This window comes from Paenibacillus sp. J22R56, assembly GCF_056269375.1.
Genome location: NZ_JBWDNV010000012.1, coordinates 101,771 through 115,570, shown reverse-complemented (window position 1 = coordinate 115,570; position 13,800 = coordinate 101,771). Strand labels below are relative to the sequence as shown.

The window sequence follows — 13,800 nt, the reverse complement described above, 5'->3', positions numbered from 1 at the left end:
TGAACCTCCCTGGAATGTTTATTTTTAGTAGGGCCCCTATATCTCTAATGGTAGTTGTCCGGCGAGAGGGAAACAATATTCATGTCTTTACCTTTGAATCAGCTGTTTACTTAAGCATGAATGATGATCGGTATTCTTGTGGTGTCATCGACTGAGCCTTGCGGAAGGAGCGAGTGAAATTTGTCGCTGTACCGTAACCGACCATTTCGGCTACTTCCTGAATTTTCAACTCTGGCTTCTCGAGCAATTTCCTTGCTTTCATCATTCGAGCGGATGAAATATAATCGGATAAATTCTCTCCCGTTACTTGCTTGAACAATCGAGAAAGATAGGAAGGATTAAAATAAACAAGCTCCGCAAGCCGGACTAACGACAGCTCATCCGGATTATGCAGATGCTCCTGAATATGCTTCTGAATGAGCGTAATAACTGCATTTGCCCTTCTCTCTTCCTCCTGATTTTGGAGATTAAATAACATCTCACCTACATGCCCCAAATAGTCAAAAGCGGTTTTCCAACTGTCATGCTCGCCCGGCTGCATCAGCTTGTGCAGGCCAATCTCAGCTGCCACAATTTCTACCAAATGCCAGCGATTCATATAAGATAGATAGATAAGGCCAATCGAATAATAAAACTCTTGAGTTGGTACATCATGCATGCTGGATATGCGCTGCAGAGGCAGCGCACATTCTTGTAAGCTGTTATGGAATTCGGCTCGATGTCCATTGTCCAATTGCTCAGCAAGCAGATTTAACTTCGATTGACGGACTTTATCCCGATGGTTTCCTGCGGACTGCTTCTCAATGACAAGCTTATCGAGAAGCAGCATCCCGGAGCCCTGTCCAATGCGGTAATTCATCATCATATTTAGCGTTGCAAACCGATCGGCTACATTCGCCCATTCTACTGGGCTGTCATCCAAGACGAAGGATACAATCTCACCAGCAGACTCTCGGCATCCCGCTTGAATAAGCTCCAGATGACCCTTCACGAAGGTAAGCATACGTTCCCATTCCATTTCACCACTCTGCTGCTCCCTGAGAGGCTGAATTAACCAGACCAAATCCATATTCTCATTCACCGCAGCGATTATGGAGGCATGTGTTGACAAATACTGCTCAGCAATTAATTTAATTTTGTATAACTGACGGGATTTCTCCGAATAAGTCAATCGTTCTGATAGGCTGTTATTTCGTCCGATTAGAATAAGAACAGGCCAATCGGCACGCAGCGGAATAGCGAGCTCATCGAACTGCTCCTGATTAATTTCCTGCAAATTAAGCTGCTCCTTCAAGATTCGCAATACATAATCGTTCTGGAGCAGACCTCGCGTTGCTTCCAGCTGCTCCTGCGCTTTTTTAAGCAAGGATTCCGCCTTTAGTTCGGTCTCTATTTCCGCTATCGTCTGCTCGACGATTCGGATCACTTTATCATAGCCTTCGGTCTTCAGAATATAGCTGACTCCCTCGTATTGAATAGCGGAGTATACATAATTGAATTCGTTATAACCTGTTAAGAAAATAACCTTACACTGCGGCCATCGCTCCCGGATTTTCTCCAATAGCTGCAGACCATCGATTTCCGGCATACGGATGTCAGTCAATACGATATCAAACCGGGTACGGTCAAATAACTTAACCGCCTCATTCCCGGAATAAGCTTTATACACATCAAGCTCCAGATGAGCAACATTCTGAAGAACCTCACTAACCCCATTTGCAATAATCACTTCATCATCCACAACCAAAAGTCTGTACATCTATACCCCTCCATCCAAGGTATTCATTGTCATAATGATCTTCAGGCCACCCTGCTCGCTTGATTCCACCGTTAATCCACTGTCTTGTCCAAATTTAAGCCGTATTCGTTGATGAATATTTAATAGACCCGTTGTCTCTGTATCCTCCGGATAGTTTAAGCGATGTTTAAGTTCTTCAAGATTTCTAGCCTCAACATGCCCGCCATTATCTTCTACAATAATTTGTACCCCTTGATCATTCTTCTTAAATTGAACCATCAACAAGCCATTTTCTGCTTTCTTCTCAAGTCCATGCTCAAAGGCGTTCTCAATAATAGGCTGCAAAATAAGCCTCGGCACCATGATGTGTCCGGTATGATCCGGCAGCTCGCCGAAATCGATACGAATCCGATTGGAAAAGCGCATTTCTTGAATTTCCGTATAGACCCTCGCATGATTCACCTCTCGTTCAAGCGGCACTTCATCGGAGCTGTTACGGGTGACAAACTGAAAATATTCGCCAAGCTGATTCGAAAATTGTTCGAGATTGTCATAGTCTCCAAGCCTCGACATCGTGTTAAGAATAAAGAGACTGTTATATAAGAAATGTGGATTAATCTGAGACTGCAGCTGCTTCAGCTCCGCCTTTTGAGTTAGAATCTGCTGCTTATAGGCTTGATCAATCAAGTAATTCAAATTGTCCAACATGACATTAAACCGGGTGTAAATATATTGGAATTCATCATTGTGCTTATGACCGATTTGAACATTAAAGTCACCGTATTCCACTTTGCGGAAAGCTTTAACCAGCTTGTCGAGCGGCTTATGGATGTACTTATAGACGTATAACGAATAGATAACAATGATAATCAAAGAGACCGCTGCCAGCATGAGGAACCAATTCCGATACTTGCGAAGCGGCTCGAATACGGCATTCTCTGGCACATATTTGCTCAATACCGCCCCAAAGTATGGAGAGGATGTGTAAACAGCAAGATAGTGTTTGCCATTAACGCTGACGGATTTACTGCTTTTCTCTTCGTTCATATGGGCAGAAATGGCATTGTTAACAGAGGGCTCCTGACTCGTTGTCATAACAAACTGCGGACTTTGATAGATCAGTCCCTCTTCGTTGGAATTCACCATCGTTTTTAGCTTTTCTGCAAGCTTGCCCTCGTCTAGTTCAATCGCGATGATGAACAACGGCTCTCTCGTACTATTTGGCTTCGTGAATGGATACACCGCACTTAGGAACATCCCGCCATTCAGATTCATCACAGGAGAGTCTTTCTCGAATGGGAATTGACTTAAAGCATCAAACTGCTTCTGATCAAAAGTTGTGATCGTTAGCGCAGAAACATTTTTCTGTATGGCCGGAATATAAGCGTATACGTCTTTTATATAAGTGCTGCTGTTGCGAATGGCGTTAAGCCGTTGTTGAAGCCTAAGGATGCTTTGCATCTTTTCGATGTCATTAAGCGAATCTGGAATCGCCCCAAGCCGGTTCAAATTATCATCGTTCAGAGCATCATATTGCAAAATTTGAATTCGCTTGAAATCCTCCTCCATCCCGCTGAAATACTGAGAAACTTGGGAGATCATTGATTTCGAAATCTCATCCTGCAGCGTTCGGACTCCCCAGCTGTAGATAATCATGCTTAGAATATAGAGTGGCAAAAGAATACAAATAAAAGAGAAAATCAATCTTCTTAACGCATTTTTCTTCCACGGATATTTCTTAAAAAACATAATAACGCCCCTTCTAACCATGATAGCGGTTTCATGAAACTGAATTGACGTTATTATAATACGAGCATTTGAGGAATGGCCAGCAAATAAAGGAAGACTAGTCGAATAGTCCCGGCGACAGGGTAGGAATATCCGAGTTGGTTAACGACCTCATTGTTGATAGTTGTCGTCCATGCACCGTTACAAGTTAACGCATACAATACACCATTTAAACTTTCAATTAAGGCGGTGTATCCCCTTTGTCATGTTCATGTGGATGTAGAGGAAAGCACTACAAAAAGTCGTGCAGCAAATCAACTATTCCCATGGTTAGTAGCCGAATTGGGAATGGCATGTTGTCTGTCCCATTGCTTACGTGTGTTGGTAACAGTCCGAATAGGGTCATATGTATTGAGATAGATCCCAGCCAAGCGGAGAGTTGTATGCAAGGGGGATGTCAAGTTTACGGTAATCTTTGCTGCTGCCGTGATTTTACAGGACTGCGCAAATTACAAAATAGAAAACAGAAAAGACAACGTTAACGGGTACGAATTAACGAAAAAAAAAAACAAAAAGTGGCCATGCAGTTCAATTGAACCTGCACGGCCACTTTTTATTCCTATAACACTTAAATATATGTCGATAACCGGGATACTTTATTTTTCGAGAATACGCTGCGACCTTTGGAATCGCCTTTTACCGTATCCTTCAACTGATCGCTGAGCTCCAAAAACCACGCTTGATCCTGCGTCTCTAAAGCCAGATCAATAAGACCACGAAGATCTTCCTCTTCAGGAGACCATTGTGCCTGCTGCTTCAGATGATGAAACTTAGCAAGCGCGATTCGACCGGCAGAATCCTCGTTATCCGACTTTACAACATAAACCTTTGCAACACCTTGCTCCAAGTCTATCTGCTCGACATAGCCGAAAATAAATTCGCCGCTGATCGTTTGACCTTGCACCCAATCGCTGACTTCAAAATTCACGGTCATCACCGCCTTTAATCGAAAGTGAGTAACTGTAACTTAAGTTATTACTGTTATAATAATGTATACAGTTATTGCTGTCAACTGGTTTACGCCTGGTTTATTATTTTTACTCGAAATCACCTAAAAGCATCTCATCTAAAGCAGTACCCCCAAGAACCATTGGATAAACATTCTCATCCATTGGGATTACAAACTCAACAAGCACTGGCCCTGGTGTCTCTAACGCTTCCTTCCAGGCAGCGATTGCCTCTTCCTTATTGCTTGCTCGTAGTCCCTTCAAGCCATAAGCCTCAGCCAGCTTAACAAAATCGGGGCTTCCGGCAAGATCGATCTGACTAAGCCGATTCTCATACATCAGCTCCTGCTGCTGCCGCACCATGCCAAGTACACGATTGTTAAGAACGACAATCTTAACCGGGATCTGATGCACGGCGCAGATCGCCATTTCCTGCGCACACATCTGCATCCCGCCATCCCCGTTAATCGAGACAACCAATCGATCGGGATTGCCAATCTGCGCACCAATCGCCGCCGGGAAACCAAAGCCCATCGTTCCAAGACCGCCGGACGTCAGGAGCGAGCGCGGATGATTAAACTTATAGAATTGTGCTGTCCACATTTGATGCTGTCCAACATCCGTCGTTATGATTGCATCACCATGCGAAGCTTCATGAATCATCTCAAGAACAAATTGCGGCTTCACTTCCGTGTCTGAATCGTTATAGCGCAAAGGATGCTGCGACCGATACTTTCGTAATTGCTCTATCCAGCCTGCCGCTTTAGAAGGCTTAGCTTTGGTGCAGGCATAAGCAAGAATGTCCTTCAAATCGCCTACTATGCCAATATCTGTGCTTATGATTTTCCCAATCTCCGCTGGATCAATATCGATATGAACGATTCGTCTCGCCTGTGGGGCGAATCCGTCGACCTTCATCGTCAGCCGGTCATCAAAACGTGAACCAAGTGAGATAATGAGATCTGCATGCTGAATGGCCATATTCGCTGCGAAGTTACCATGATGGCCAGCCATGCCAAGCCCTAATTCATGTCCGCTGGGAAATCCGCCTAATCCATGTAAGGTTGCTACAACAGGAACTTGCGTCTGATTAACAAATTGGATTAATTCATCGGATGCATTCGAGTGGACAATCCCTCCGCCAGCAATAATAATTGGTCTTTTGGCCTCGGCGATTGCTTCCAGCCACTGCTCAATTTTCTCGTTATCCAAAGCCGGCTTCGACACGTATCCACGTAATTGAACCTCTGCCTTGTAAGGCTCATACAACAGCTTCGAATTGGAAATATCCTTCGGAATGTCGATGAGCACGGGACCTTTCCGCCCGGTAGTGGCTAGATAAAAGGCTTCATGCAAAATTCTAGGAATGTCCGCAGCATCACGTACCGAAAAGCTATGCTTCGTAATTGGCATCGTAATGCTAATAATATCAGCCTCTTGGAAGGCATCCGTCCCGATCAAAGATGTCATGACATTAGCCGTAATAATAACCATTGGAATGGAATCCATATGAGCTGTCGCGATGCCCGTTATAAGGTTAGTCGCCCCGGGTCCGGAAGTGGCAATACATACGCCAACCTTTCCGGTCGACCTTGCATAACCGTCAGCAGCATGCACAGCGCCTTGTTCATGCCGGGTAAGAATATGTTTGAACTCCGCATTGCGAGTCATCGCGTCATAAATATATAAGGCACTTCCGCCTGGATAACCAAATACCGTATCTACACCTTCATCCAGTAATCCTTGCAGCAATGCTTCAGAACCTGTCATCCATGTTTGTTTCGTTTCTGTTGCTTGAGTTGCTTGAGTTTTTTGAATGGTTTGTTCCATAATCGGCAGCCCCCTGTAAATTAAAATAACCCCATCATCCCTTATCGACTGACGCAGCTAGGCTGCTAAGCCAATAAGGGACGAAGGGGTTTATTCTTCGTGGTACCACCCTGGTTCACCGGAAATCTTACGATGCCGGTCTCAAGAGGTAAGACTATGCGCTTACCTGCAGCACGATAACGTGTGCTATTCCGGTTGAACCTACTCCGACTCTAAAGAGACGTTTTGATCAACAGCTCCGAGATGACCGCGGACATTACTTATGGCAAAGGTCTCAGCTTTTCCTTTGCTCTCTGGGCATAAGCAGCTTGTCGCTATTTCTCTTCATTGCTTCTAAAGTCATATAAATAATAAAAACCCCTTTCTTCCCTAGGCCTCAGCTGCATAGCTGATCTAACCTAGGGACGAAAGGGGTTAACTCTTCGCGGTACCACCCTGATTTACCGGTTATCTTGCGATGCCGGTCTCATGAAGTAAGATTGCTCTTACCTGCTGCACGATAACGTGTGCCAGTCCGGTTGATCCTACACAGCTGAATACTCGAACGCAGCCTTCAGTCAACAGCTCCGAGACGACTCCATACATCGCTTAAGGCAAAGGTCTCACCGTTCCCCCTGCTCTCTGAACATAAGCGGCTTGCATGTATTTCTCTTCAACGCTTTTGCACATCATAGCATACGCAAATCTTGTTTTCAATCCTATTTTCTCCCCAAATTCATCCTAACCCGATAAATAGGCACAGCTGTTATGTCGTGGAAAAGAGCAATTTTCTCGCCTTCGAAGTGCTGCTCAGCAGCCATATTATTATCATCTGAAAAAGTTGTCTTCCCAATCCGAAGCGGCGTTGTCTCTAGGATAATTTCACCTGCTTGCAGCACATGAGGGAATCTCGCGAGGCCAATCTCCCAATGGTCTCCGTTATGGAAATGATCATGGAATAGCTGCCCTTCAGAGAAAGCATAACCCACATTTCCTGTATATGAAATGTTCAGAATGAGATCCTCCAGATCGTCCATAACGTCTGGCGTAAAGCGTACAGCCACCTTGTGCTCATGAGTGCGGACAATTGAAAGCTCCGACTTTTTCTCAGGAACATGAACCTGATAAGAAGTAAATCCGTTTTTGCTTGCTCCATCATACCCCCGCGCTGTGAATGAGCTGCTCGTCACAAATTCGATTCCCTTATCCGAACATGCGGGTACAGCCGTCGAGAACAAAATTTGTTTTTCACCGTCTATAACAAGCTCCCACATCAATGCCGCTTCTGCTGCTGTCATCGCATAAATCCGCACTTCTGAACCATCTTGACGATAAATACGGATCAGGCTCGAAGTATCGGAAGTCACCGTTATGATGGATTCCCCGCTCTCTTCCTGCACCATAACCCCATGATCTACTTCTATCGAAGCAACTCCCTGATCACCAAGGACAAATTCACCCTCATTACCTTCCAGCATTAAGAAGAAATAGGTATTCACATTGCCCGATTGCTGCAACGTAACTGGCTGAGCGGTCGCACTTCGTAATTGAACGCCATTTAAGTTCATGTTCAATGGCAGGAAGAATGAAGCATTAGGACGGACCGTAAGAGGCTTCGTTCTTGGAAACACCAACGTCTTGCCGCCAAGCTCGACAGCAAACCGAACACCTTCGTGCTCGGACATCTCGACATGATCCTGATAGTTATTTACGAATAGAAATCCGGAATGCCCGTCTGTTCGAACGGAATAACGAAGGGTATTCGTATCTTCCGGTCGCAGCCCGCTTGCACCTTCCGGCAGAAGCGTACCCATAGGAGCGAGTAGTCCGCCAAAAGTCTGCAGAAAATAATGCAGCGGCCGAATCAAATGATTAGATGCCCGTATTTGCCCAAACTCGCCAATCGGTGCTTGGAAATCATACGTAATTTTCGGAGTCGTGCTTTCATTCAGATAGCCGGTCTTGCCAATCGGATTGGTCCCGCCATGGAACATATAATAGCCGATAAAATTGCAGCCGCTGGCGATCTTGACCAGGCTCATTGCCAGCACACTTTCAGGATCCACTTGGAATCTGGCTAAATACCAAGCCTGCATGCCTCCACCCATTTCACAGCAGGCAAAAGGATATTTTGTACGCGCATAGGGAGGAGAGAAATCTCGGGCTTCATTCGTATCGTTATGGTAATCTGTGAATAAATACTCTGCAGTTGGCTTCTGCTGTGGCTGCTTCTCGTTCACGGTCCAAGGTGTATAAGCATAACCGCCATACAGAGGAAGCACCTCATCCTCCGGAACTGGAGCATTTCCCCAGCCGGTAATCGAATAGATTGGGGCTGTTAATCCTGCTTCCTGTGCAAGCTCCTTCAGGCGAATAATATGCTCTGCCCCGCCTGTGCCTCCGCTCATATATTCGTCCCCTTGCTTTGCCGTCATCTCCCACAGAGCTGCAGCCGCACGGAACTCATTTTCCAACTGAATTCCGATAACCGGACCACCGTCTTTATACAATAGACCAGCTGCCTGCTTACCGATTTCGTTGTACAGACGAGACACATAGTTCAGATAACCTTCGTCATTCGAACGGACATCAAAGGCTCTGCCGAACAGCCAGTCAGGTAAACCACCGTTACGGACCTCACCATGACAAAATGGACCAATTCTTAGAATGACATAAAGACCATTCCGGCCGCATACCTCGACAAATTTGCGAAGGTTCAGATTGCCCTCCCAATGAAACTCCCCTTCCATCTCTTCATGATGATTCCAAAAAATATAAGTCGGAATAACCGTAATCCCCGACAGCTTCATCTTTTGCAATTCGGTATCCCATTCTGCCTCCGGATAACGGGAGTAGTGAAACTCACCGCATACCGCAAAATATGGCTTCCCGTTAAGTTCCATGTAGTAATTTGTAAACGAAATATGGTCACCTTCTGGATGAGCTCCTCCAAGCTTTAAGGAAGATGGATAGATTTCTTTTGGCTTATATGAATCGGTTTGAATACGATATACCTTCTCGTTTTGCACCAACTTGACTGCCTCCCTAATAATCGTTATATCCACGTATCTATTTCTGATTATAATAAGAAGTAGTCTTATATCCGTATAACAGTTACATCAAGAAATCGTACAATCTTAACATAAGAGGTGAATGAAGGCCGTTATGATGCCCTTCCTGCTTGCTCAATTTGCCAATCTGGAACAGCTTCTACCGCTCTATGTCTGTTGTGTCGGCAGCCATGCGCAAAAGCATCTGGATAGGCCCGAAGGTTATCCCGCTCATCAAATTTTCCTATCCCGCAGCGGCTATGGCCGATTCCGTATAGATGGACATCAGGAGCTGAGATTATCTCCTGGAACCATCCTTATTTTGCCTGCCAATACGTCTCATGAATATTATCCTGAACGAGATGAGGAGAACTGGGAATTAGGCTTTGTTGCTTTCCGGGGTTATACTGCTGAACCTTTAATGCTGCAAATGGACGAACTGCTCATGAATACGGTAACTACACGTCATTTCGACAGCTTATGGGATCAACTAGAATCTCTGTGGTACTTGATTAGTCAGAACGGAGAGCATGCCTACTGGGAATCGTCAAAACGAATGTACAATATGATACTCACGATTCTGGAAGGGCAATCCGCATCAAAGAAGGCTAACAAGAATGAATCTCCTTCCAGACAGGCCAATGCTGCGCTTCAAACCGCTGTCCAGTTAATGCATGAACATTACAATGAGCGTCTTGCGCTGGCTAATGTCGCCAGATCGGCCGGTTATTCCGTCCAGCATTTTCACCGGCTTTTTGTTGAGCAATTTGGAGTAACCCCCCAGCAGTATATCCTGCAGCTGCGTATGCGCAAATCGATGGAGCTGCTTCAGGAGCAGTCTGGTATCACGATTGAGAAAATAGCCGAAATTGTGGGCATGGAGACAAGTTATTTTATCCGAATGTTCAAACGCACCTTCGGGAAGACACCCAAACAATACCTGTTAAATCATTGATTTAAGCAAATAACCCCTCTCAGCTTTTGTGAGCTGAAAGGGGTTATTGGGTACGTCTTTTATTTAGCGTTTTATGTAAAATCGGAAAGATCACAATAGCCAGCAGGACACCAAAGAGAGAACATGTCATATCCTTCTGCGCATCAAATGGATCGCCCTCGAGTCCAATGTATTGGGCTGCCATCTTCCGGTTAAACAGATAAGCCGACCACATTTCGAGCAGCTCATATAAGGCACTTGCCGTCATTATCATCGTAAACGTCACGATATAGGGCGGCCATTTCGAGCGAAGCTTCAGAAAATACTGGACAGCCTCCCGCACTGGGAAAGCAATAAACAGACCAAAAGCAAAGTGAACGATCCGGTCATAAAAGCCTCTTTTGATATGAAAGGCCTGCTTCAGCCATTCATCCATTGGTGTATTCTGATACGTATAATGTGCAGCATAAGCATGCATGGCAAGGAAAAAGGCGATAAGAAGATACGATAAATTACTCTGCGGAAATTTACGGTATACGATAGCCAGAACAATGATGAAAACAAGCAATAGTGCGTTTTCGACCGCCCAGATTTTCCAGTCTGAGGGCCGGATCGCCATGATGATCCAAAACACGATGAACACCGCGATAATAATCTGCAATAGTCTATTCTGCTTGAAAGGAATCAGATGGCTTCGCAGCCATTTGGACCAGCCTGTCATGCGGAAGCCCCCTTTATCCATAATTAGGATTAGCTTTCCCGAAATGGCAGGAAGCATCCTATCATATGAAAAAGGAGAGGGATATCCCTCTCCTGCCGATAATTAAGCTTATTTCTTAGCTACATGTGCCCAAAATTCTACAATGCTGTTCCAGCCATTCAGTTCATTGCCGTAGCCAACATATTTGATGTATTTAGCCTTGACCGGCTTAGGGAAAACAAAGCTTTCGGCTGCATTTGGTGAAGGCTTATTGCTCTTCTGATGATCAAGGATTTTCACATAATGAACACCATCTTCAGATACCTCAATATCAAAGGTACTGTAGCGAGTGTTGCCATTGTAAAACAAAATGCTGACCTGATCGATCTTCTTCACCTTCTCCAGCTCGACGAGCAAATATTGTCCGCTGCCGTCGGCCGACCATCTGGAATCCGGATCACGATCCATCGTATTGATCGGAAGGTTTCCGTCATTTGCACTTGCCGTCACTTGCTTTATTGCTGCAAGCTTACCTTCCGGCTCAGCCATTGCTTCCAATACCGTAAATGTTCTTGAAGCCGAAACTTCGGTGCCGTTCATCTTGGTTGTTGCGGTAATTTTCACCGTTCCAGGCTTTTTCGCTTTAAACACGTTACCTTTCTTTATACTGCCTAATTCTTTGTTATCAACAGTGTACTTGACCTTAATGTCCGCCTGAACCGGATCGATCGTCTCTCCATAATTCAGCGTAATGAGTGACTTCAGCGTTCCTTCATGACCAACACTTATCGCATCACTAGTGACGCGCCAGCCAAGAACAGATCGATCAGGAGAGATCGAGATACTCTTAGGAAGAGCGGGATTAGCAGCCACTTGGAACGTTATTTTATAGTCCTGCGTCTGCCCATTCTTTGTGACATGAATCGTACCCGTGCCGTTAGGTGCTGCCGGCTGTTCGACTTTGACGATCGCATCGCTGGCAAGAGCTGTAGCCTCAAGAGTTGGCGTATCCTTTGTTCCGTAAGGCAAAACAACCGTATATGCCGTTTTCAGAAACTGTACGCCATCCAATGGTTCACCATTCACGAGCAGCGAGGATAGTCCTGTTGCCAGTTGACTTTCCCGCCTTGTATATTGATCCTCGAATAAGCTTTGCGGTGATAAACGATCTCCTTCACCAACGCCTTCCGCCATATCAAACGGCTTGGTGTCTGCTTCAGGAATCGAACCGGTAATCTGAACATTAACACCGTTCACCGGACCTTTGGTTCCAATGACATAACCGTTCCCGAATTGCTCGGATTCCACAATAATGCCGTTCTTGCTGCTGTGAGCGGCAAGTCCTGTCGTATTCCAGAACACACTTTCCGTCGTAACCACGCCATGCCTATTGGTAGCTGACGAACCATAATCCCGCGTAATAGCTGAGATGCCATCGCCGTTTACCGTCATATTGTCAATGAGATTCGCCATGCTCAGATACATATGGAAATCGGACATTAGCGAGGAATTCTCCGAGTACACGTTATGCATCACATTGCCGTTCGCAGAGAAATTCGCATAGGTGAAGCTATGTCTTGCACCAATCGCTTTGCTATCTGTAATCAAGTTATCGTTGCCGATAAATTGATACAAATAACCGTTGCCATTCGCGCCGCGGTATTGCGGGTACTGCATCGTCACATTGTCGACGGTTACATTTTTCGTCCGGTCAAGAATGATGCCTTTGGATAAAAGATGGTAGGTTGAATTGCCATCTGGCTTATACGTGCTGATGTTGCGAATCCAGCTGTTTGCAGCTGCAATAACGTTAATGGCTTTTGCGTTATCTGTCTCATAACCAGCCGTTCCTTCTACCTTATAATCATCCTCACCTAGACCACTCTTGGAGTTCTGGACATTCGCAATTGAGAAATCCTCCAAACCAATCTCCGAGATTGGAGCCTGTGTCTTTGTCACGGTAATATTATCTCTTGTCTTCAGCGGGTAACGGGTAGGAACATCAACCGTAAGTGTATGGTGCGCCTCATCTACAGCAAGGATTTGTCTGTAAAAGATCGGCTCTACTTTCCCAAGCCGTGAGGCCCATTTACTCTGCATTCCCAGCTCCGCGAGGAATTCCTGCGTTGTTTCAAAGGTTATTAGAACATAATCACCAACCGCAAATCCGGCTGTACTCTCAACAGGAAGCAGTACGGTTGGTTTCGTGACAGACTTGCGCAGCTTCACTGACGTATCTGTCTTCACCCAATCTCCGTTGCCAATCCGAATAATATCTTTTTGCTTCATAAATTCGGATGCATTATACAGAAACGTCTTACCGATACCTGCGCCCTTTAGCACTACATTACTTGCGTTAATGCCAAGAGCGTAAGCTTGTCCCTCAGGCGGGTTCAGCTTATAAGTACCCTCCGGCAAATACACGACACCACCGCCAGCGGCAGATGCATCATTAATCGCCTGCTGGATGGCCGAAGTCGCATCGGTCTGTCCTGTAGAGTCCGCAAGATACGGCGCTTTAGTTACATCTATACTGCCCGTTAACTCTACATTCGGAATGAGTGCTTCTCCCCGGTGATAACCCGCATACGAGAAATCATGAAGGAATCTGCCTTCTCCATCCTCATAACCCGGGTACCAATTGTCCGGATACAACTGGCTTCGGCCGTCTGCTCCTAGCGGGATCGTTCCCGGAGGCACCGCTTCTCCAGCTGCATGCACCTCTCTTCCAAACGAGCTTGTCAGTAAGGTACTTATCGCTAAACAAACAGTCATCATCCATAAAAATTTCTTCATCCACTAGTTCCTCCTTCTCATGATTCAAAATGATAGCG

8 protein-coding genes and 1 other annotated feature are annotated in these 13,800 nt (G+C 45.5%); of the genes, 1 reads left to right on the top strand and 7 read right to left on the bottom strand.

The annotated features are described in order from the left end of the window. Positions 1-106: 106 nt before the first annotated feature. The 5 genes from AC0YNT_RS26500 to AC0YNT_RS26480 form a co-directional block, all read right to left on the bottom strand. A complete protein-coding gene (locus tag AC0YNT_RS26500; RefSeq protein WP_475807312.1) occupies positions 107-1,759 on the bottom strand; it encodes a response regulator in 1,653 nt (550 codons plus the stop codon). Further along, entirely contained in the window at positions 1,760-3,487 is a 1,728-nt protein-coding gene (locus AC0YNT_RS26495; RefSeq protein ID WP_475807311.1) for a sensor histidine kinase, read from the bottom strand. It abuts the gene before it with no gap. A 607-nt stretch (positions 3,488-4,094) separates the two neighbouring features. Continuing rightward, positions 4,095-4,454 carry an IDEAL domain-containing protein gene (locus tag AC0YNT_RS26490; RefSeq protein WP_475807310.1) on the bottom strand — a complete coding sequence of 120 codons (360 nt, stop codon included), beginning with the start codon at positions 4,452-4,454 and terminating at the stop codon, positions 4,095-4,097. Between the two features lie 109 nt (positions 4,455-4,563). Continuing rightward, positions 4,564-6,303 (bottom strand): biosynthetic-type acetolactate synthase large subunit, encoded by a 1,740-nt coding sequence (ilvB, locus tag AC0YNT_RS26485; protein ID WP_475807309.1) that lies wholly within the window; start codon positions 6,301-6,303, stop codon positions 4,564-4,566. A gap of 73 nt (positions 6,304-6,376) precedes the next feature. Beyond that, positions 6,377-6,640, bottom strand: a binding site (T-box leader). A 361-nt stretch (positions 6,641-7,001) separates the two neighbouring features. After that, on the bottom strand, positions 7,002-9,311 hold the full coding sequence (locus tag AC0YNT_RS26480) for a beta-galactosidase (RefSeq protein WP_475807420.1): 2,310 nt from the start codon (positions 9,309-9,311) through the stop codon (positions 7,002-7,004). A 124-nt stretch (positions 9,312-9,435) separates the two neighbouring features. Between AC0YNT_RS26480 and AC0YNT_RS26475 the strand changes: the two genes are divergently transcribed. After that, positions 9,436-10,287 carry a helix-turn-helix domain-containing protein gene (locus tag AC0YNT_RS26475; RefSeq protein ID WP_475807308.1) on the top strand — a complete coding sequence of 284 codons (852 nt, stop codon included), beginning with the start codon at positions 9,436-9,438 and terminating at the stop codon, positions 10,285-10,287. 43 nt (positions 10,288-10,330) lie between these two features. Here AC0YNT_RS26475 and AC0YNT_RS26470 read toward each other — a convergent pair whose 3' ends face one another. Beyond that, positions 10,331-10,987 (bottom strand): DUF2238 domain-containing protein, encoded by a 657-nt coding sequence (locus AC0YNT_RS26470; RefSeq protein WP_475807307.1) that lies wholly within the window; start codon positions 10,985-10,987, stop codon positions 10,331-10,333. Between the two features lie 108 nt (positions 10,988-11,095). After that, positions 11,096-13,762, bottom strand: coding sequence for a discoidin domain-containing protein (locus tag AC0YNT_RS26465; RefSeq protein WP_475807306.1), 2,667 nt, complete (start codon positions 13,760-13,762; stop codon positions 11,096-11,098). Positions 13,763-13,800: the final 38 nt, after the last annotated feature.